At 69.3% G+C, this 20,742-nt stretch carries 14 protein-coding genes and 1 pseudogene; 4 read left to right on the top strand and 11 right to left on the bottom strand.

From position 1 onward, the window contains the following. On the top strand, nt 1-2,199 hold a 2,199-nt coding region (locus tag O0J73_RS13995; RefSeq protein WP_308308954.1), incomplete at its 5' end, for an autotransporter domain-containing protein. 129 nt (nt 2,200-2,328) lie between these two features. Here O0J73_RS13995 and O0J73_RS13990 read toward each other — a convergent pair. The 6 genes and pseudogenes from O0J73_RS13990 to O0J73_RS13965 form a co-directional block, all read right to left on the bottom strand. Continuing rightward, nucleotides 2,329-3,345, bottom strand: coding sequence for a VacJ family lipoprotein (locus O0J73_RS13990; protein ID WP_049457805.1), 1,017 nt, complete (start codon nt 3,343-3,345; stop codon nt 2,329-2,331). 1 nt (nt 3,346) lies between these two features. Then, on the bottom strand, nt 3,347-3,658 hold the full coding sequence (locus O0J73_RS13985) for an STAS domain-containing protein (RefSeq protein ID WP_008266246.1): 312 nt from the start codon (nt 3,656-3,658) through the stop codon (nt 3,347-3,349). Then, nucleotides 3,648-4,316, bottom strand: coding sequence for an ABC transporter substrate-binding protein (locus O0J73_RS13980; protein WP_308308953.1), 669 nt, complete (start codon nt 4,314-4,316; stop codon nt 3,648-3,650). Before O0J73_RS13980 ends, O0J73_RS13985 begins: the two co-directional genes overlap by 11 nt. 56 nt (nt 4,317-4,372) lie before the next feature. Next, nucleotides 4,373-4,837, bottom strand: a pseudogene (gene mlaD, locus O0J73_RS13975) (outer membrane lipid asymmetry maintenance protein MlaD); the annotation flags it as partial. 59 nt (nt 4,838-4,896) lie between these two features. After that, the gene (locus O0J73_RS13970; protein WP_005414955.1) at nt 4,897-5,646 is read right to left on the bottom strand and encodes an MlaE family lipid ABC transporter permease subunit; all 750 of its coding nucleotides are present in this window, start codon (nt 5,644-5,646) and stop codon (nt 4,897-4,899) included. Then, on the bottom strand, nt 5,646-6,434 hold the full coding sequence (locus tag O0J73_RS13965) for an ATP-binding cassette domain-containing protein (protein WP_040009260.1): 789 nt from the start codon (nt 6,432-6,434) through the stop codon (nt 5,646-5,648). The genes O0J73_RS13970 and O0J73_RS13965 overlap by 1 nt, the downstream gene beginning before the upstream one ends. Before the next feature lie 189 nt (nt 6,435-6,623). Here O0J73_RS13965 and recC point away from each other — a divergent pair, with 189 nt between their 5' ends. Genes recC through recD form a run of 3 tightly spaced genes read left to right on the top strand, consistent with a single transcriptional unit; the run spans nt 6,624 to nt 15,525 of the window. Next, nucleotides 6,624-9,971 (top strand): exodeoxyribonuclease V subunit gamma, encoded by a 3,348-nt coding sequence (gene recC / locus O0J73_RS13960; RefSeq protein ID WP_308308952.1) that lies wholly within the window; start codon nt 6,624-6,626, stop codon nt 9,969-9,971. Continuing rightward, nucleotides 9,968-13,648, top strand: coding sequence for an exodeoxyribonuclease V subunit beta (gene recB / locus O0J73_RS13955; protein WP_308308951.1), 3,681 nt, complete (start codon nt 9,968-9,970; stop codon nt 13,646-13,648). Before recC ends, recB begins: the two co-directional genes overlap by 4 nt. Beyond that, entirely contained in the window at nt 13,645-15,525 is a 1,881-nt protein-coding gene (recD, locus tag O0J73_RS13950; RefSeq protein WP_308308950.1) for an exodeoxyribonuclease V subunit alpha, read from the top strand. The genes recB and recD overlap by 4 nt, the downstream gene beginning before the upstream one ends. A gap of 110 nt (nt 15,526-15,635) precedes the next feature. On the opposite strand, the gene O0J73_RS13945 is transcribed toward recD, so the two are convergent. The 5 genes from O0J73_RS13945 to O0J73_RS13925 all read right to left on the bottom strand — a co-directional run bounded on the left by O0J73_RS13945 (nt 15,636) and on the right by O0J73_RS13925 (nt 20,716). Beyond that, nucleotides 15,636-16,031 carry a hypothetical protein gene (locus tag O0J73_RS13945; RefSeq protein ID WP_006478493.1) on the bottom strand — a complete coding sequence of 132 codons (396 nt, stop codon included), beginning with the start codon at nt 16,029-16,031 and terminating at the stop codon, nt 15,636-15,638. Nucleotides 16,032-16,092: 61 nt separating this feature from the next. Then, on the bottom strand, nt 16,093-18,132 hold the full coding sequence (locus O0J73_RS13940; protein WP_308308949.1) for an FUSC family protein: 2,040 nt from the start codon (nt 18,130-18,132) through the stop codon (nt 16,093-16,095). A gap of 3 nt (nt 18,133-18,135) precedes the next feature. Continuing rightward, entirely contained in the window at nt 18,136-19,596 is a 1,461-nt protein-coding gene (locus O0J73_RS13935) for an efflux transporter outer membrane subunit (RefSeq protein WP_308308948.1), read from the bottom strand. After that, nucleotides 19,593-20,510, bottom strand: a complete 918-nt coding sequence (locus O0J73_RS13930) for an HlyD family secretion protein (RefSeq protein WP_308308946.1) — start codon at nt 20,508-20,510, stop codon at nt 19,593-19,595. Before O0J73_RS13930 ends, O0J73_RS13935 begins: the two co-directional genes overlap by 4 nt. Beyond that, the gene (locus O0J73_RS13925; RefSeq protein ID WP_025875651.1) at nt 20,507-20,716 is read right to left on the bottom strand and encodes a DUF1656 domain-containing protein; all 210 of its coding nucleotides are present in this window, start codon (nt 20,714-20,716) and stop codon (nt 20,507-20,509) included. Before O0J73_RS13925 ends, O0J73_RS13930 begins: the two co-directional genes overlap by 4 nt. Between the last annotated feature and the right edge of the window lie 26 nt (nt 20,717-20,742).

Below are 20,742 nucleotides of genomic sequence, written 5' to 3'. Positions count from 1 at the left end.
GTGCTGGCGGCGACCCCGGGCACGCTCGCTGGCGGCACCGCCGGCACGGCCTATCAGCAGGCGATCACCGCGACGGGCGGCATCGCGCCGTACCACGTGGTGCTCAGTGGTTCGCTGCCGGCCGGTATGACCTTCGATACCGCCAGCGGCATGTTGTCGGGTACGCCGACGCAGTCGGGCACATTCGCGCTGAGTGCGACGATCACCGACAGTACCGGCGGTACGCCGGCCAGCATCACCCAGAGCTACAGCCTGGTGGTGGCCAGTCCGGTGCTGGTGGCGACCCCGGGCACGCTGGCGGGCGGCACCGCAGGCAGCCCTTACCAGATGGTGTTCACCGCCAGCGGCGGCATCGCGCCGTATCACGTAGCGTTGTCGGGCACGCTGCCCGCCGGGTTGTCGTTCGATGCCGCCAGCGCCACCTTGTCCGGTACGCCAACGCAGTCGGGCAGCTTCACCGTCAGCGCGACGATCACCGACAGCACCACTGGCACACCGGCCCGTCTGGTGCAGGCCTATACGCTGACGATCGCCGCGCCTGCCCTGTCGCTGACTCCGGTCGCCGGCGCGTTGCCGGCCTCGACGGCCGGCAGCAGCTACACGCTGGCTTTCGCGACCACCGGCGGTCTGGCGCCTTATCGCTACACGCTGGCCAGTGGTGCGTTGCCGGCGGGCCTGGTGCTGGATGCGAGCACCGGGCGCATTGCGGGTACCCCGAGCGTGGCGGGCAGCTTCGGCTTCAGCGTCGCTGTCAATGATGCCACCACCGGTGGCGCAGGTTCGGCCACCCAGGCCTACACGTTGAATGTGTCGGCACCCGTACTGACCCTGACCCCGTCTGCCCTGCCGGCGGGACTGTTCGGCCACCGCTACGAGCAGCGCCTGGCCGCTGCTGGTGGCACCGCACCCTATCGCTATGTCCTCAGCGCCGGTGCACTACCGGATGGAGTGACGCTGGAACCGGCCGGTGGCCTGGCCGGCACGCCGACCGCCGCGGGTGCGTTCGCCTTCACTATCACTGCGACCGACGCGCTGGGCTTCAGCGGAAGCCACGACTACGTCGTGCAGATCGCGCCGCGGCCCGATCCGACCCAGGATCCGGAAGTACGTGGCCTGCTGTCGGCACAGCGCGATGCGGCCCGTCGATTCGCCAATTCGCAGATCGAAAACCTGCAGCAGCGCATGCAGCGGCTGCATGGCGCCAGCCGCAGCAACGGCTTCAGCAACAACCTGAGCTTGTCGTACGCGCCACGACGCTGTGAACCGATGGTGGGCAACGTGCCGGGCCCGGACTGCGATGCGCAGCGTCGCCAGCCGTTCGATCGCGAACCGGCGCCGGCGGTGTCCGATCCGGCAGCAAACTCGCAGGCACCGTTGGGCCTGTGGGTGGGCGGCACGATCCGCTCCGGGCGCAACGAGGGCGGCCAGCGCAGCGGAGTCGACTTCGAGACCGATGGTGTCACCATCGGTGCCGACCGCCGGCTCAGTGACACCCTCGCGGTGGGTGCCGCGCTGGGGTATGGACGCGATCGCAGCGATGTTGGCGAGCGTGGCAGCCGCAGCGATGGCCAGGCCTACAGCATGGCGTTGTATGCAAGCTACAGCCTGGGCCGCAGCCTGTTCGTGGATGCGCTGGTCGGCCACCAGCTGCTGGACTACACCCTGCGTCGCTACGTGACCGCAGATGGCAGCTTCGCGCATGCACGCCGCAACGGCAGCCAATGGTTCGGTTCGCTGGCCTTCGGCGCCGACCTGGCCCGCGGCGACTGGCAGTTCACGCCATATGCGCGCCTGGATGCCTCGCAGGGCTCGCTGGACCGTTATGCCGAGCAGGGCAGCGATCTGTTCGCGCTGCGCTATGGCAGCCAGGAGGTCGATGCCACCACCGGCAACGCCGGCCTGCGCGTCGAAGTACGGCGGGTTGCACGGTGGGGCGCGTGGACGCCGCAGCTGAGGGTGGAATACCAGCACGATTTCAGCGGCAGTGGCGTGGCCACCCTGCAGTACGCCGACCTCGGCGAGCTGCCGTTCTACCGCACCACGCTGGATGGCTTCGACCGCAACCGGTGGGTGCTCGGCGCCGGCGTGATGTTCGACTTCGGCCGCAACTGGGGCCTGAAGGTGGACTATCGCGGCCTGGTCGGCAGCGGCGACGACCGTGACCACGGGGTGCAGATCAGCCTCGACAAGCAGTTGTAGTCCATCACCACTGGCGGCAGTGGCTGCGGTGAGGCGCCCGCTTGGATTCAGGGCGGGAGCCCCGGACTGCAATCAAAGGCAAAGAAAAACCCCGCCGAGGCGGGGTTTTTCATGCAGCGATGAAACGACTCAGTGGGTCCACTGCGGCATCGGCATCGCATCGACCGGGATCGGCGAATTGGCATCGTCATGGCCACGCTCGCGCTTGCTGCGCAGATCGTTCTCGATCTGGTAGTTGCGGCGCTGCATCCACGCATCGCGGACCAGCGAGTACTCGTCCACGGCGGTGTCGCGCAGGTCGTCGATCGCCAGCAGCTGTGCGCGGGTATCGACCAGCTGCAGGCCCTGCAGGCCGATGCGGACCTTGTCTTCTTCGATGCGGCGGATAGGCGACAGCGGAATGTCGCCGGCCAGGCCGAACACATCACGCACGGTACGCGGGCCGAAGAACGGCAGTTCCACGTAGCGCGAGCGACGCCAGCCCCACACGCCCAGGGTCTGGCCGAAGTCTTCATTGCGACGCGGCACCATCGCCTTGCTGGCCGGATCGAACAGGCCGCCGATACCCAGCGTGCTGTTCATCAGGAAGCGGCCCAGGCTGTCCCACGCATCGGCACCACGGCCCTGCAGCAGCTGGTTGGTGATGGTCACCGGTGCACGCAGGTTGCTGAAGAAGTTGCTGACGCCGGTGCGGGCGAAGCGCGGCACCACGTGGGTATAGGCGGTCGCCAGCGGACGGGCGATGCCGCGGTCGACCGCGTTGTTGAAGGTATGCACCTTGCGGTTGAACGGTTCCCACGGATCGTAGGCCGCCGCGTTGGTGGTATTGCCGGCGCCACCATAGAGGGCGTCGAAATCATCGTCGCCGCCGGGTGCGGTGGCTGCTGCGGTATTCGCTGCATTGCCATCAACGGGCGCTGCCGGCGTGGCCGGCGATGGGGGCGCGGCAACCGGCGCCTGCGCCGCCGGAACGGCCACGGCAGGGTCGATCGTTCCGCCATCGGCAACTGCAGCGGGGGCTTCGGCAGCGGCATTGGCCGGAACCACGGTGCTGGCCGCCGGTGCATCGCTGCGTGCGGGCTTGCCGGCGCAGGCGGTCAGGGCGGTGGCCAGGACGATCAGGGGGAGAGTGCGTACGACGTTCATGTCAGCTCGCAGCAGAAGTAGCGTTGAAATCCAGGTCGGGCGACAGCCGGTAGGCCGCGCTCAGCTCGTTGTAGCCGGCCGGCGCGCCGGAGATCGCCAGCGGGTGGCCGGCCTTGCGTGCACGTGCCGCCAGTTCGGCCAGCAGGGCCAGGCCGGCGCTGTCCACGCGCTCGACCTCGCCCAGCTCCAGCCGTGCCAGCTGGGCGGGCAGCGCCTGCAGCTGCGGCCACAATGCGATCACTGCGGCACGATCCAGCACCCCGCGCAGGCGCAGGGTGTCGCCTTCCAGCAGTGCCAGTGCGTTACTTGCCATTGCCCGCGGGCCCGGCCTGCATGCTGCCGCTGTGCAGCTCGCTGGCCACCTGCTTGATGCCCTTCTGGCGCAGCGGGGTGTCGAACTGGTTGCGGAAGGTCTGCACGTAGGAGATGCCTTCGATGTTGACGTCGAAGATCTTCCACTGGCCGTTGACGTTGCGCATCCAGTACTCGACCGGGGTCGGCTCGCTGCCGGCACGCACCAGTTCTGTGCTGACGCGCACGCCGCGGTTGCCCGGCAGCGGGCTCTCGCCCTTCAGGCGGAAGCTCGGCTTGCCCTGGATGTTGAGCAGGGTCGAGCCGTAGCGCTGCATCAGGCTGTCGGCCATGGCATCGGCGAACAGCTTGATGTCGGCATCCGAGGCGCCGCGGGCGTGCGGGCCCAGCACCAGGCGCGCGGCATAGTCGCGGTCGAAGGTGCGGTTCAGTTCGCTGTCGATGTAGCTGCGCAGGCTGGCCGGATTGCTGCTGAACTCACCCCGGCGCTGCTGCAGGGTGGTGAGGATGCGCGTACTGGCATCGATCACCACCTTGCCGGCCTGGCCCTGGGTCGCGGCTGCGGCGGGGGCGGCGGCCTGGGCCTGGGCCTGGGCGAGGAACGGAGTAGCTGCCAGCAGCGCCGAAGCGAGCAGGGCCGGGATCAGTTTCATCTTCATGGTTGCGGTTCCGTTGCAGGCGCCTGCGCGCCATCGTTGGGCTTCTGACCAGCGCCGCCACCGGCGCCGCCACTGAACATGTACTTGCCGACCAGCTGGATCAGGTCCACGGCGGGCTGGGTGAAGACGATCTCGTCGCCGGCCTTCAGCACGTCCGGATCACCGCCCGGCTGCAGACCGATATAGCTCTCGCCGAGCAAACCACTGGTGAAGATGCCGGCCGAGGTGTCTGCCGGCAGGTCCTTGACCTTGCTGTCCATGCGCAGGGTCACGATCGATTCGAACTTCACCGGGTCCAGGTCGATCGAGGCGACCTGGCCCACGGTGACGCCGCCGATCTTCACCGGCGCCTGCTTGCGCAGCTGGCCGACCTGGGAGAAGCGTGCTTTCAGCTCGTAGCCCTGACTTCCCCAGCTCCAGCGCTGGTTGGTCGAGGCCACGGCCAGCACCATCAGCGAGGCCAGGGCCAGCAGCAGGAAGGCGCCGACGGAGAATTCGAGTCTGGGACCGCGGATGGCCATGTGGATTACCTGATCGAGTCGTGGTGGCCGCGCGCGCCTGCGCACCGCCGGTGGAGGGGTTAGGTGAACAACATTGCCGACAGCACGAAGTTGAACATCAGCACCAGCAGCGAGGCGTTGACCACCGCACGGGTGGTCGCCACCGAGGTGCCCTCGATGGTCGGCTCGGCGTGGAAACCAACGTAGGCGGCGACCAGCGCGGCGGTGCCGCCGAAGATCGCCGACTTCAGCATCGCCACGCCGAAGTCATCCCAGAAATCGACGCTGTTGCGCAGCGCCGACCAGAACACGCCGTTGTCCAGGCCCAGCACATGCACCGCTTCGAAGTAGCTGGCACTGATCGCCAGCGAGCAGAAGATGCCGGTCAGCAGCGGCACGGTCAGCACCGCCGCCCAGAAGCGCGGCGCCACCGCCTTGGCCACCGGATCGATCGCCATCAGTTCCAGCGCCTTGATCTGGTCGGTGGCACGCATCAGCCCCAGTTCGGCGGCGATGGAACTGCCGGCGCGACCGATGAACAGCAGCGCGGTCAGCACCGGCGCCAGCTCTCGGTACAGCGACAGGCCGAGCAGGGTCGACAGCGCATCGGCCGCACCGAAGGTGGTCAGCGTGCGGTAACCCTGCAGGGTCAGCACCAGGCCGACGAAGGCGCCGCCGACGGCGATGATCGGCAGCGAGCGCGCGCCGATCTTGTAGATCTCGCGGGTCAGCTCGGCCAGGAAATCACGCGTGGGCAGCGAACCGCGCAGCACGGTCAGCGAGAACAGGCCGGCGCGGCCCAGCGAACGGGTGGCTTGCACGAACGGCATCAGGCAACCCTCGCGCGCGGCGCGGCATCGAACGGAATGGGGCCATCGGGCTGGCCATGCAGGAACTGCCGAAGCAGCGGGTCCTGGCTGGACTGCAGCGCCTCGGGCGTGCCCTGGAACACGATGCCGCCATTGGCGATGGCGATCACCTGGTCGCAGATCGGCAGGGTCTCGTGCACGTGGTGGCTGACGATGATGCTGGTCAGGCCCAGGCTGTGGTTGAGGCGCTGGATCAGGCTCATGATCACCCCCGAGGCGATCGGGTCGAGCCCGGTCAGCGGCTCGTCGTAGATCATCAGCGGCGGGTCCAGGGCCAGCGCGCGGGCCAGCGCCACACGGCGCGCCATGCCGCCGGACAGCTCGCGCGGCCACGCATCGGCGGCGGCCAGCAGGCCCACCGCATGCAGCTTCATCTGCACCAGTTGGCGCAGTACGGCGGTCGGCAGGCGGGTGTGCGTGCGCAGCGGCAGCGCCACGTTCTCGGCCACGGTGAGGTCGGTCAGCAGGCCGTTGCCCTGCAGCAGCACGCCCACGCTCTTGCGCATTTCCAGCAGCGCGCTGCTGTCGTGCGGGATCGGCTTGCCGAACAGGGTGACGTCGCCGGCGACCGGGCGCAGTTCGCCGGTCAGTGCCGCCAGCAGGGTCGACTTGCCGCTGCCGGACGGACCCAGTACGGCGGTGATGCTGCCCTTGGGCACCTGCAGCGACACATCGCGCAGGATCGTGCGCCCGCTCCGGTCGATGCGGACGTTGGATAACTGCACCAGACTGGAGGCGGAAGCCGACATGGGCACCATTAACGTTTTTTAGACATCGAAGGATCGGGCCCGTCGGCTGAACATAAGCAGACTGGACGGTGCAGTATTGTTGCACGACAAGGCTTGGCGCAGGCCGGGACAATCGGCGCCTGCCCCGGAACAATCCGTACCGGTGACGGGCCGACCATTGAATACTGCCTGCCGTCCTGCACACTGTGCATGATGAGTGACCCAGGCAGCGATTTCCGCCTCTACCATTCCAATTCCCTGGACGTGCTGGCCGCACTGCTGGCGCGTAACGTGCGCGCGCCGGTCGCGGGCCAGCCGCTGTTGGCACCGGAAGTGGTGCTGATCCCGCAGGTGGCGATGCGGCGCTGGCTGCAAGCGACACTGGCCGCCGAGTTCGGCGTTGCCGCCAACCTCGAATTCCTCACCCCGGGCGAGTTCGTGGCCCGGGCGCTGAAGGCCAACGTCAGCGGCGAGCAGGACGATCTGGACGCGGCCGGCCTGCACTGGCGGCTGTACCAGGCACTGCGCGATCCGGCGCTGCTGGCACAGCCACCGATGCGCGCGCTGCAGTCCTACCTTGCCGGTGGCGACGCATTGAAGCCGTGGGCGCTGGCTGGCGAACTGGCCTCGGTGTTCGAGAAGTACCAGGCCTGGCGCCGTGACTGGCTGCTGCGCTGGGCGGCCGGTGCCGATCCGGCCGATCCGCAGGCGATCCTGTGGCGCACCATCACCCGTGGCCACGATTACCGTGCGCGCCGCATCCAGGAGTACCTGGACCGCTTCGAAGGGGCGGGCCAGCCGTTGCCGAAGGGCTTGCCGCTGCGCATGTCCGCGTTCGCGACGCTCAACATCTCCCCCGACGTGCTGCGGGTGATGGCCACCCAGGCACGGGTGGGCGAGCTGCATTTCTACATGCCCACGCCCGTGCAGTCGTACTGGGGCGACCTGCAGACCCTGGCCGAGCGCCTGCGCAGCGGTGCGCCGGATCCGTTCGGGGAAGCGGCCGGCGAGAACCGCCTGCTCGAAGCCTGGGGCGCCGCGGGCCGCGACTTCATGGCGGTGCTGGGCAGCTACGAGGTGGTGCACCCGGCCGGCGAGATCGCCGCCTATTCCGACCCGGAAGAAGACACCCGGCCGGCCCTGGACGAAGGCGGCCTGTCCGACAGCCTGCTGCATCGCCTGCAGCGCGATCTGTTCCATCGCCGTGCGCTGCCTTCGGGCGAGCTGCGCGACGGGCTGCGCAGCGACGATCCCAGCCTGCAGGTGCACGCCTGCCACACCCGCCTGCGCGAACTGCAGGTGCTGCACGACCAGCTGCGCAGCCTGCTGCAGGACGCGCGTTTCGACCCGCCGCTGCAGGCCCGCGAGATCGCGGTGCTGGCGCCGGACATCGATCCGTACGTGCCGTACCTGGAAGCCGTGTTCGGCGGCCGTGGCGGCGAAGAGGAGCACATCCCCTATGCGCTGGCCGACAGCAGCCCACTGGCCGGCGAGCCGCTGGCCGATGTGTTCGTGCATCTGTTGGGCCTGCCGGTCTCGCGCTTTGGCCTGAACGAGGTGCTGGACCTGCTGGCCAGCGCACCGCTGGCCGAGGCGGCCGGTCTGGAAGCGGTGGACTTCGACCGCCTGCATGGTTGGCTGCAGCAGGCGGGTGCGCGTTGGGGCCTGGATGCGAAGCATCGCGACCAGCACCAGGCACCGGCCGACGATGCCTACACCTGGCAGTTCGCGCTGGACCGGCTGGTGCTTGGCCATGCCACCGGTAGCGAGGCCGACCTGGCCGGTGTGGCGCCGTGGATCGAGCTGGAGGGCGGTGCGTTGGAAGCGCTGGACCGGCTGCTGCGCCTGCTGCGCGTACTGGCGGTCTACCAGCGCCGACTCGGCGAACTGCTGACCCCGGCGCAGTGGCGGCAGCGCCTGCTGTCGCTGCTGGACGCGCTGCTGCCGACCGCGCCCAGTTCGCCCAACAGCCAGCGCGCGCTGGAGCGCCTGCGCAAGCTGCTCAACCAGTTTGCCGAGGACGCTGCCAAGGCCGGCTTCAACGAAGGCGTGCCACCGGAGGTGGTGCGTGCGCACTTCGCCGGGGCACTGGGCGAGGCCGACACGCGCGCACCGTTGCTGACCGGTGGCATCAGCTTCGGCCGCATGGTGCCGATGCGCCTGCTGCCATTCCGGGTGATCTGCGTGCTGGGCCTGAATGACGGCGATTTCCCGCGTCGCGACCCGGCCGCGGGACTCAACCAGCTCACCGCCGAGCTGGATACACCGCGGCGCCGCCCGGGTGACCGTTCCACTCGCGAGGACGACCGCTTCCTGTTCCTGCAGCTGTTTGCCGCTGCGCAGGAGGTGTTCTACCTGAGCTACCTCGGCGCCGATCCGCGCGATGGCAGTGTGCGTGAGCCATCGGTGCTGGTCAGTGAACTGATCGATGCCGCTGCCGCCTATCACCTGGATCCGACGATGGCGGTGCGCGACTTCACCGTTCGCCATGCCCTGCAGCCGTTCTCGCCTGCTGCGTTCGGCGATGGCGATCCGCGTCGATTCAGCTATCGGCGGCAGTGGCATCCGGCGGCCGGTCGCCTCACCGGCCAGCGGGGTGGCCTGCTGCCCTGGTTCGACGCGCCGTTGCCGCCACCGCTCGACGATGCCGTGGAGAACGAGGTCGCACTCGATACCCTGCGCCGCTTCCTGTGTGACCCGGCCGGGCAGTTCCTGGCGCAGTCGCTGGGCCTGCGCCTGGCCGACGAGGTTGAAGAAGTGGATGACCTGGAGCCGCTGGTGCTGTCCTCGCGCGGCCCGGAAAAGCGCAGCGTGCAGGCGGCGGTGGTGCGTGCCACGCTCAATGGCGACAGCGAGCCGCTGTATCCGCGGTTGCGCGCGCGTGGCCTGCTGCCCTCCGGTGCATTGGGTGAGCGCCAGTTCGAAGTGGAGCAGCTGAAGACCCGTCCGTATGCCAGCGCGCTGCTGGGCTGGATGCAGGGCGAACCATTGGAAAGCCGCCGGTATGAAGTCGATATCGACGGCGTGCGGCTGCATGGGCGGGTGACCGATCGGCATCCCGAAGGGCTGGTGCGCCTGCGCGCCGGCACCCTCAACGGCAATGCGGTGATCCGCCAGGGCCTGGACTGGCTGTTGGCCAACGCCGCCGGCGATGCCCTGCCGTTGGTGCAGTTCCACGATGGCGGCGATGCCGGTCCGGGCCCGCATGTGCTGCCAGCACTGAGCGTGCCTGCTGCCCGCGCCGCGCTGCGCGCACTGCTGCAGCTGCGCCAGCGTGGCCTGCGTGAACCGCTGCGCTTCGCCCCCTATACCGGCTGGGTGCTCTACAACACGGACGGCGAGAAACAGCGCAGCGAAGGCTGGAAGCAGTGGCATGGCAGCGACCGCAGCTGGGGTGAATCCAGCAGCGACGCCTGGCAGCTGCTGTTGCGCGGTGCCGATCCGTTCGCCACCGATGCCGGCTACGCCGATCTGCTGCGCAACAGCCAAGTGGTCTTCAGTGCGGTGCGGGAAGGCCGCACCCTGGGCGCCGCGGCAGGCCAGGAGGGCAGCGCATGAACAGCGCCATCGCAGATGAGGAATCCCAGCGCATGGCGGGCGATCCCTACCTGGCCCTGCCACTGGAGGGCATCCGCCTGATCGAGGCCAGCGCCGGCACCGGCAAGACCTTCACCCTGGCCACGCTGTTCACCCGCCTGGTGGTGGAGCAGGGGCTGCGCATCGGCCAGATCCTGGCGGTGACCTTCACCGACGCCGCCACCCAGGAACTGCGCAAGCGCATCCGCGAGCGGCTGGCGCTGGCCGCGCGCCTGGTCGATCTGGAACCGGCCGAGGGCGAGGCACCGGATGTGCGCTTGACGCGGGAGGTGCTGCAGCGCCATCTGCAGGGTGGCACCGAGAGCGCCGCTGCGCTGAAGCGTCGCCTGCAGGTCGCCGCCGACGAGATCGACCTGGCTTCGATCTTCACCATCCACGGCTTCTGCACCCGCGTGCTGCGCGAGCACGCGCTGGAAAGCGGCCATACCTTCGATCCGCCGGAGCTGCTGGCCAGTGACCGCGAGCTTCTGGAAGAGCTCGCCGCCGATCTGTGGCGCGTGCACGCCAATGATCCGGCCACGCTGGAGCCGCTGACCTGGCTGTGGTCCACCCCGGATGCACTGGCCGCCGATCTGCGCGCGCTGCTGGCGGCGCCGCCACTGCATCCGTTGCCACAGCCGGTGGTGCCGACCGATCCACATCCGGCATTGCAGGCCAACGCTGCCGAACTGCAACAGGCGCTGCGCGAGCATGGCGAGCCGTTCTTCTTCGACCTCTGTGATGCGGTCGACAACAAGTGGATCAACGGCGTGTCGTACAAGCTGGGCTGGCTGCATCCGCTGGGCCGGCAGCTGCTGGCCTGGGCCGAGCGCGCCGATCCGCGCGAGCTGTTGGCCAACGAACGCCTGCCGGCGCTGCTGCCGGAGGCGCTGGCCGCCAAGACCAACAAGAAATTCGCCGAGCGCACGCCATCATCGCCGCTGCAGGGGCCGCTGGCCCGCTACGTCGCGCTGCTGGCCGAGCGCGATGCCTGGTTGCGTGCCACCGCGCTGAATTTTCTGCACGCGCTTCGCGCGGAAGCCACGCAGCGCCTGCAGGCGCTGAAGCGCACGCGTCGTGTGCAGACCTACGACGACCTGATCGATGGCGTGGCACTGGCCCTGGAAGGGCCGCAGCGCCTGGCGCTGGTCAGGCAGCTGCGCGCGCAGTACCGCATCGCGCTGGTCGATGAGTTCCAGGACACCGACGACCGCCAGTGGGGCATCTTCCACACCGTGTTCGGCGATTCGCCGGAAGTGCGCGAGCTGGGCCTGGCGCCGGCGCTGTTCCTGATCGGCGATCCGAAGCAGGCGATCTACGGTTTCCGCGGTGGCGACATCCATACCTACCTGAAGGCCAAACAGGTGGCGCAGCAGGCACCGGTGCTCGACCAGAACTTCCGTTCACGCCCGGCCGTGCTGCGTGCCCTGCAGGCGCTGTACGACAACGGTGGCGAAGACGCGTTTCTCGAGCGCGACATCCAGTTCGAACCGGTGCGACCTGGTGGCGTGCGCATCGATGCAGATTACCTGCGTAATGGCGAGGCCGCCGTGGCACTGACCCTGCGCGTGCTGCGCAGCGGCGGCGACAAGGCGATGAGTGCCGATGCCTCGCGCGACGCAGCCACCCAGGCGTGCGTGGCCGCGATCCACCAGGTCCTGGTCGATGCGCGCGCCGGTAACGCCGTGTTGCGTGGGCGCCCGGTGCAGCCGGGCGATATTGCGGTTCTGGTGCGCTCGCACCGCGAGGCGACGCTGGTGCAGCGCGCGCTGGCAGCGGTCGGTATTCCCGCCGTGGCGGCGGGCAAGCAGAGCCTGTTCGCCACCAGCGAGGCACGTGATCTGCGCGCGCTGCTGCTGGCACTGCTGCAACCGGCCGATGAAGGGCGGCTGCGAACAGCGCTGGCGACCGTGCTGCTTGGCCAGCGGGCGAGTGCGATCGCGGCGATGGAACGCGAGGGCGACCTGCAACGTGGGTTCCAGGCGCAGCTGCTGCATTGGCGCGAGCGCTGGCAGCGCGGTGGGCCGTTCGCAGTGATCGCCGATGTCTGCGCCGCACAGGGCGAACGCCTGCTGGCGCTGATCGACGGCGAGCGCCGCCTGACCAACTACCTGCAGCTGGGCGAACTGCTGCAGGAAGCCTCGGCGCAGGCGCTGGGCATGCACGGCCTGCTGGACTGGCTGCAGGGGCAGATGGCCAGCGCCGACCAGGATGACGAGCAGCAGCTGCTGCGCCTGGAATCGGATGCGCGCCGCGTGCAGATCATCACCCTGCACAAGAGCAAGGGCCTGGAGTATCCGCTGGTATTCCTGCCCTTCGTCGGCATCGACGGCGGTGCACCGAACAGCGCCTCGCACTGCACCGTGCACGTGGCTGGCGAGCGCCAGCTGCACTGGAAGCTGGACAAGAACGAGGCCTGGGAAACGGCCAGCGCCCAGCGCGAGCGCGAACAGCGCGCCGAGGACGCGCGCCTGCTGTATGTCGGCCTGACCCGCGCCGAGCATGCGCTGTGGATTGCGGTGGGCGATCTGGCCGGGCTGGCAAAGACGCGGCTCGCGCCGTTGCTGGGTGATCTGCAAATGCTGCGCGCCCATGATGACGTGCATATTGATGACAGCGAAGCGCCGGCCTCACTGCCGCAGCTCGCCGCCGAAGTGGAGGGTGAGCTGCCTGCCGTGCGCGCACTGACCCGGCGCGTGCCGCACGACTGGTGGGTATACAGCTTCACCCAGCTGGCGCACGCCGATGCCGGTGCCGGCAGTGACATCGAAGCCGCCGCCACCGAGCTGCCGGCGCCCGCCGCCGACGAACCGGCGGGCCCGGAACTGCCGTTGGAGCCGGCGTTGCCGGAGCCCGCTGCGGCCGCCGGGGACAGCACGCCGATCGACCCGCGCTTCATGGGCAGCCGCTTCGGCAATGTGCTGCACGAGGCGATGGAGAACGTCGACTTCGCCGCCTGGGGTGATTGGCGACCGGGCCTGGAAGCCCCTGAGGGGCAGGCCGAGGTGCTGCGCAAGGCGCTGCACGACGAAGGCTACGCCGACGCCGACCTGGACGATGGCGAGGCAGTACTGGTGCCACTGGTCGGCCACACCCTGACCGTGCCGCTGCCCGAGGGCGGTGCGCTGTACAGCCTGGATGAAGGCGAGCGCCGTGCGGAAATCGACTTCCATTTCGCCATCGAGCCGACCGCGGTGCCGGCGCTGTTGCAGGTGCTGCACGCACATGGGGTTTCCAGTGCGCGCCGTGGTTTTGGCCAGCGCCGTCGGCTGGAAGGGCTGATGACCGGCATGATCGACCTCACCTACGTGCGCGACGGGCGCTGGTACGTGCTCGACTACAAATCCAACCGCCTGCCGGGCTACAGCCCGGACCTGCTGGCCATTGCCATGCGCCACAGCGAGTACGACCTGCAGGCGCTGATCTATACGGTGGCGCTGCATCGCTGGCTGCGTTTCCGCCTGGGCGCGGCCTATGACTACGAGCGCGACATGGGTGGCATCCGCTACCTGTTCTGCCGCGGCCTGGATGCCGCCGGCAACGGCGTGCATGTGGATCGTTTCCCGCTGGCGCTGGTCGATGCACTCGACGCGTTGTTCGCCGGTGGCGAACAGGCCCAGGCCGAGCTGGCCGCACGTGCCCGTGGAGCCAGCGCATGAGCCTGCTGAAGGAACTGCACCAGAAAGGCCTGCTGCGCACCCTCGACCACGCACTGGCGACCAGCCTGCAGCGACTGCGCGACGACACCCCGGACGGCGTGGCGCTGGCCGCCGCGCTGGCGTCGCTGGCGGTCTCGCAAGGCCATGCAGCGTTCGATCCGGCGCAACCACAGCGGCTGCTGGAAGGCGTGCCCGAGTGGCCTGCCGCGCAGGACTGGCTGGCGCAGCTGCGTGCGTCGCCGTGGGTGGCGACGCCGGAGCAGGCCGAGGCCATCGCCGAGGACGCACCGCTGGTGTTGGAAAACGGCCTGCTCTACCTGCGCCGCTACCGCGAGTACGAACGCCAGCTGGCCGCCGGGCTGCAGCGCATCGGCCGGCATCCGATGCCGGTGCCGGACATGGCGGCGTTGGCACCATTGTTCGCGCAGCTGTTCCCGCAGGCGTCGGGCAGCGAAGATCACCAGGCGCGCGCGGCCGGCGTGACCCTGCGCCATCCGCTGGCGCTGGTCACCGGCGGTCCCGGTACCGGCAAGACCACCACCATCGCGCGCCTGTTGCTGCTGCTGGCCGCACAGGCCCGGCAGGCCGGCCAGCCGCTGCCCGAGGTCGCACTGGCCGCGCCCACCGGTCGCGCCGCCGAGCGCATGGCCGAGAGCCTGCGCGTCGCCGTGCAACGCCTGCAGGAACAAGGGCTGGACCCGGCGCTGTGCGCGGCACTGCCCAGCACCGGCACCACCCTGCATCGCCTGCTCGGGGTGATTCCCGATTCACCGCGCTTCCGCCACCACGCCGACAATCCGCTGCCGGTGGACGTGGTGGTGGTCGACGAAGCCTCGATGATCGATCTGCCGATGATGGCCAAGCTGGTTGATGCGATCGCCAGTGGCACCCGGCTGATCCTGCTTGGCGACCCCGATCAGCTGCCGTCGGTGGAAGCCGGCGACGTGCTCAGCGCCATCCTGCGTGCCAGCGGTGATGGCATCGGCACCCGTGCCGACGATGCGCAGGCGTTGCATGGCCTGCTGGCGCCGGTCACGTTGCAGCCGCAGGCCGCACCACGCGCTTTTGCCGGGCGCCGTGTGCAGCTGCAGCGCGGTTACCGGCAGAGTGATGCACTGGACCTGGCACCGCTCGCGCATGCCGTGCGCGAAGGCGACAGCAGCGTCGCATTGCAGCTGCTGCGCAGCGGTGAACTGGCGGGCGTGCACTTCCACGAAGGCGAAGCCGACCCGTTGCGTGGCCAGCGCGAGCACCTGCTGGGCCACTGGCGCGCGCTGGCCGATGCCGCCGATCCGGTACTCGCCCTGCAGCAGGCCGGACGCCTGCGCGTGCTGACCGCACTACGCGAAGGGCCGCAGGGCGCACGCGGGCTCAACAGCCGCATTGAACAGCTGCTGGCCGGCAATACCCCGGGCTACTTCCAGGGCCGGCTGCTGCTGGTCACCGAGAACAGCTACCGTCACCGCCTGTTCAATGGCGATATCGGCATCTGCCTGCGCGATGGCAGCGGCGCGATGGTGGCCTGGTTCCCCGGCGACAGCGTCGACCAGCCACGCGCCTTCCACCCGGCCGCACTGCCGGCGCACGAAAGCGCCTTCGCGATGACCGTGCACAAGGCGCAGGGTTCGGAGTTCGACGAAGTGTGGTTGCAGCTGCCGCGCCAGGACAGCCGCGTGCTGTCACGCGAACTGGTCTACACCGGCCTGACCCGCGCCCGCCAGGTGCTGCATGTGGCGGGCAGCGCCGAGGTGCTGCAGGCCGCATTGAAGCGCCACGCCATCCGGTTGGGGGGGCTGGCCTGGCGGCTGGGCGCGGAAGAGGTGGCCGAAGCACCGGTGCGCATCGAACAGCCCACGGTGCAGGGCACGCTGTTCTGACGCGGGCGCGACGCGCTTCCTGTAGAGCCGAGCCATGCTCGGCAGATGGACCCCGGAGTCGAGCATGGCTCGACCCTACAGAAGCGCGCTTCGATCGTTTCGGCGTGGATCTACGCGATCAGGACCAGGCCATCGGGGAACACGATCGCCGCTTCATCGGCGCTCACATCGAAGAAGCCCACGCCGTGCTTCTCGGCCAGATCCTGTACGCGGCCATGTGCATGCTCTGCCACCGAGTAGGCAAACGCGCCGTAGATCACCTGACTACCGATGCTGTACTCGGTCACCTCGGCACGATCATCGTCGTCATTGCTCAACGGCCCGTTCATTGGCGGGAATTCCTGTGCCATCTCCGCGAACCACGCCTGCAGTGCCGGGCTGCTGACCGCCGGGTCATCGTACTCGTGGCGCTCGTTCCACTGCGTCTGCTTCTCGAACCAGGCGATGAAAGCCGCGGCCTCGCGTGGGGCGACGCTCGCCTCGAACACCATCATGTCGTAACTCATTGAACCGTCCTGTTGCCATGGCGAAAGGCCGCCGGGGATGGCCCGGCACTGCCGAGCATTATCAGGCCGATGCAACGCCGGCGTCCGCCCACCCTGGCGCCAATGCCTTCGCCTCCGGGAACAGCGCGAAGCGCAGGCCGATCAGGCCCATCAGCGCCTCGTCGCGTGCCTTGCAGGCCGCCACGCTGCCAACCCGGCCCAGTGAGGTATCCAGCCGCTCGCGCAGCGCTTCGGCGGCCACAATCGGCCTGCGCGCGGCAATCTGCCGCCGGTAGTGCGCGGCGATCTCCTCCAGGATGTGCTCGACCGCCTCGCGGCTGCGCTCGGGCAGTTCCAGGCGGGCGCGGCGCAGCTGCAGGATGTTCAGGCCGATGCGGGCCTCGTTGAGCATGTCCACCGAGGCGATGTCACTTCCCTCGGGTGTCGCCGCCAGGCGCGGTGCGAGCAGGCCCAGCAGGTCGAGCATGCGCGCGGCAAAGCGCTGGCGGTCCTGCTGGCCGCGGCCTTCGGCGGCTTCGGCCAGCGTGGTCCAGCCCTGCCGCACCAGCCGGCGTGCGGTCCACTCGGCACCCACCGAACGGAACAGGCGGGTCATCACCACTGCAAAGCCAATGCCGATGAACATCGCGATGGAGGAGTTGAGGAAGGTCTGGATGTTGGCGCTGTAGGTGTTCTGCAGGCTCAGCAGCGCGGCGAGGTTCACCGTCAGCGGGAGTGCGAACAGCGCGCTCTTCGGGTGATGCAGCATCAGTCCCAGCGGCAGGAACACCACCGCCAGCACCAGTACCAGCAGGCCGAAGTCGTGCACGGCCGGGAACACACCGAACAGGTACACGCCGGCCACTACCGAAGCGACCATGGCCCATACCAGGAACGACACCATGCTCGGCGCCGGGTCGTCCTGCGCGGCGAAGAACGCGGCGGTCACCGCGGCCATCATCGCGCCGTTGCCACCGCCTTCCCAGCCCAGTGCGATCCACAACACGCAGTAGCTCATCAGCGCCACGCCGGCACTGAGCGCGGAGAACAGCGCCATGCCGTAGTCGACGTGCTTGTCGGCGGCCACCCGTTCGGTGCGGATGCGGTAGTGCGCGCGGTCCAGCGGTGCGGTGCCATGGTCGATCGCCTGCTGCAGCGTGCGGCAGTCCTGCCACAGGTCCACCAGTTCCTCCAGGCGCAGCAGCAGGCTGGCCAGCTGCAGGTGCTGCAGGTCGCGGTCCACCTGCGGCTTCAGCGCACTGATGCGCGCGCGCAGCCGGGCGTACTCACTGGCGTTGGTGGGCCCGTCCAGCCAGTCGTGGATGTCATCGACCAGTGCGGGCAGTCCTTCGGGAAGGGCCTGGCCGTCGCTGCGCAGCGCACTCAGCCGATCGGCGATCGACGACAGCACCGGCAACAGCAGCAGCATGCGCTCGCGCAGGCGCTCCATCGACACCGCCGAACCGGCATGGCGCGGATCATCGCGGCGCAGGAATTCGATCAGCGCCTCGAACTGCACCAGGTCGGCGGCCAGCCGGTTGCGTGGCGCGTGCGCGCGGCCACGTTCAAGAATCTGCCGGCACCACTGCGCGGCGTCCTCCATCCAGGTGCCGATGCGCGCGCGCAGCATCGGCCGCACCGAGGCCGGGAACAGCAGCGAAGCAAACAGCACCGCCACCACCGTGCCGAGGATGATCTCCTCGCTGCGTGCCACCACGGTGTCGAAGATGGTTTCCGGCGAGGTCACGGCCGGGAAGCCGATGAAGGCGGTGGTGTAGCCGGCCAGCAGGAACGCGTAGCCGCGCGGGCCGCGGTTGAGCAGCGCCATGAACAGACAGCCGGCCAGCCAGATCGACATCGCCGCGCTCAGCACCAGTGGCGTCTCCACCAGCGCCGGCAGTACCAGCAGGGTGGCCAGGCCGGCCACCAGCGTGCCGACGATGCGGTACACGCCCTTGGCGCGGGTCGGGCCCAGCAGCGGCTGGCTGACGATGTACACCGTGCCCATCGCCCAGTATGGGCGCGACAGGTTGCCGGCCATGGCGATGTACAGCGCGGCCACCGCGGCCAGGTAGGTCTTGATCGAGAACAGCCAGGCCTGGCGGTCGGTCAGCGCGTTCATGGTTTACTTCGCGGCGGTCGAGGCGCTGGGCGCGGCGGCGCTGGCCTGCCAGCCGCCACCCAGCACCAGGAACAGGTGGATCTGGTCGCGTGAGACCTGCGCCTCGGCCGCAGCCAGGGTGGCATCGCTGGTGGCCAGGCTGCGGTCGGCATCCAGGCTGGACAGGTACGGCGTGCGGCCGCCCTGGTACAGCCGGCGGTTCTGCTCGGCGGCCAGCGCGGCCTGTTCCTGCGCGGTGCGCAGCGCCTGCAGCCGGTGCAGGTCCTGCGCGTAGCGGTCCAGTGCGGTCTGGGTCTCGCGCAGCGCCTGCAGCACGGTGTGGTCGAACTCGGCCAGCGCCGCATCGGCACCGGCTTCGGCGGCGTGGATGCGGGCGTGGGTACCGGACGACGGCAACGTCCACGAGATCAACGGGCCGATCGACCACTGCTGGGTCATCGGCGTGCCGAAGTCTTCCAGCAGGCCGGCGGCACCGAGCGAGGCCCCCAGGCGGATGTCCGGGTACAGCTCGGCGGTGGCCACGCCAATCCGCGCGGTGGCCGAGGCCAGCTTGCGTTCGGCCTGGCGCACGTCCGGGCGACGCTGCAGCAGCGCACGACCATCGCCCACCGGCAACGGCTGCGCCAGGGCGGGCGCGTGCGCGCAGTCGATCACACCGGCCGGCAGCTGGCCCGGGGTCTGCCCGAGCAGGGCAGCGAGCGAATAGGCGGCCGCCGAGCGCTGCGCCTGCAGCGGCGGCAGCGCAGCTTCCAGCACCGCCACCTGGGCATTGGCGCGGGCCAGCTCCGGCGGCGTGCCGCGGCCGGCATCGATCAGGCGCTGGGTGACTGAACGGCTGCGCTGCTGCAGCTGCAGGGAGTGCTCGGCCACATGCAGCTCGTGGTTGGCGTGGCAGATTTCCAGGTAGCTGTCGGCCACCTGCGCAACCACGCTGACCTGGGCCAGGTCGCGTGCCGCCGCCACCGACTGTTCGTCGGCGCGCGCCGCTTCCGCACCGCGCTTGAGCTTGCCGAACAGGTCGAACTGGTAGCTGACCGCGAACTTGCCGTCGGCCAGGTTGATCACCGGCAGCTCATGCTCCTGCAGGAACGATTCGGCCGACAGCTGCGCGCGGCTGACGCCGGCCTCGGCCTCGTACTCGAAGCCGCCCGCGTCCAGCGCCTGCTCGTATACGGCAGCGGCACGGCGCAGATGCGCATCGGCGGCCTTCAGTTCCACGTTGTCGCGCAGCGCCTGGGTAATCAGCCCGTCCAGCACCGGGTCGTTGTACAGCGACCACCAGCGGTCGGGCAGCGCCTGGTTGGCGGCCACCTGCGGGTTCTGGGTGTCAATGAAGGCCGCATTGGCCTGCGGCCGCTTGAACGCCGAACCGTCCGGCAGGGCGTAGTCGGGGCCGACGGTCCTGCACGCGGCCAGGCTGGCCAGCGCGACGATCAGGCCGAGACGGGGCAGGGCGGCGTTCACAGGCCCGCCTGTGTCGGCGCGGTGCCGGCCTTGCCTGCGTGCTTCGTGCTGCTGGTCTGGACGGTCACCGTGGCGGTGCGGCCGGCGATCAGTTCCACGCCCTCGGGCACCTCGTCGATGCTGATGCGCACCGGGATACGTTGCGCCAGCCGCACCCAGTCGAAAGCCGGGGTCACGTTCGGCAGCAGGCTGCTGCCGTTGCTGCGGTAGCGGTCCTCGATGCCGGCAGCGATGCTCTCGACATGGCCGCGCAGCGGGGTCGATTCGCCCATCAGGCGGATGTCGACGCTCTGCCCCGGCGCCACGCCGCGCAGGCGGGTTTCCTCGAAGTAGCCATCAATGCGGAACGAGCCGGTATCCAGCAGCGCCAGTACCGGCTTGCCGGCCACCACGTAGTCGCCCACACGCAGGGTGCGGTCGTTGACCCGGCCATCGGCCGGAGCGCGCACCTCGGTGCGGCCCAGGTTGAGCTCGGCCAGGTCGACCGCAGCCTGCGCGGTGGCCAGCGCCGCCTGTGCAGCCTGCAGCTTGGCGCGGCGCACTTCGGCGTCCTCGGCGGCGACCAGGTCCTGCAGGCTGCGGTCGCGGCCGATCTCGCGGCGCAGCTGCGCCACCGAGGCCTGGCGCTCGGCCAGGCTGGCCCTGGCCTGCTCCAGTGCGATGCGATAGCGCGCGCGGTCGACCACGAACAACAGGTCGCCCTTCTTCACTGCCTGGTTGTCGGCCACGTCCACCGTTTCCACCAGCCCGGACACGTCAGGCGCCATCTGCACCACGTCGGCGCCGACATGGGCGTCGCGGGTCCATGGCTCATCCATGTAATAGACCCACAGTTGGCGCAGCACCAGCAGGGCCACGATCACGGCTGCGCTGGTGAGCAGCACCGGCAGGGTCTTCTTCACGATCTTGTTCACGATTGCATCCAACGCAGGAGGTGGAACAGCAGGCCAAGCACGATCCCGTACAGCGCCAGGTTGAACAGCGCCGGGTGCCATACATGGCGGTAGGCGCCGGCACGCTGCAGCAGCGCGTGCAGGCCGCTGTTGACCAGATAGGCCAACACCATCAACCCGAGCAGGGTCGGGACGAACACTCCGTGGAGACTGAATTCACCGGGCATCGGTAGGGGCGGGGGCAAGGTGGGGG

It is taken from the genome of Stenotrophomonas sp. Sm6012 (assembly GCF_030985895.1).
GTDB lineage: Bacteria > Pseudomonadota > Gammaproteobacteria > Xanthomonadales > Xanthomonadaceae > Stenotrophomonas > Stenotrophomonas forensis.
Note: the sequence above shows the minus strand (reverse complement) of the source record. Positions and strands in the feature narration are given on the sequence as shown.

Coding starts and splice junctions, on each gene's coding strand:
- O0J73_RS13990 (WP_049457805.1), bottom strand. CDS start 3,345: ATGAACGTCGTACGCACTCTCCCCCTGATCGTCCTGGCCACCGCCCTG.
- O0J73_RS13985 (WP_008266246.1), bottom strand. CDS start 3,658: ATGGCAAGTAACGCACTGGCACTGCTGGAAGGCGACACCCTGCGCCTG.
- O0J73_RS13980 (WP_308308953.1), bottom strand. CDS start 4,316: ATGAAGATGAAACTGATCCCGGCCCTGCTCGCTTCGGCGCTGCTGGCA.
- O0J73_RS13970 (WP_005414955.1), bottom strand. CDS start 5,646: ATGCCGTTCGTGCAAGCCACCCGTTCGCTGGGCCGCGCCGGCCTGTTC.
- O0J73_RS13965 (WP_040009260.1), bottom strand. CDS start 6,434: ATGTCGGCTTCCGCCTCCAGTCTGGTGCAGTTATCCAACGTCCGCATC.
- recC (WP_308308952.1), top strand. CDS start 6,624: ATGATGAGTGACCCAGGCAGCGATTTCCGCCTCTACCATTCCAATTCC.
- recB (WP_308308951.1), top strand. CDS start 9,968: ATGAACAGCGCCATCGCAGATGAGGAATCCCAGCGCATGGCGGGCGAT.
- recD (WP_308308950.1), top strand. CDS start 13,645: ATGAGCCTGCTGAAGGAACTGCACCAGAAAGGCCTGCTGCGCACCCTC.
- O0J73_RS13945 (WP_006478493.1), bottom strand. CDS start 16,031: ATGAGTTACGACATGATGGTGTTCGAGGCGAGCGTCGCCCCACGCGAG.
- O0J73_RS13940 (WP_308308949.1), bottom strand. CDS start 18,132: ATGAACGCGCTGACCGACCGCCAGGCCTGGCTGTTCTCGATCAAGACC.
- O0J73_RS13925 (WP_025875651.1), bottom strand. CDS start 20,716: ATGCCCGGTGAATTCAGTCTCCACGGAGTGTTCGTCCCGACCCTGCTC.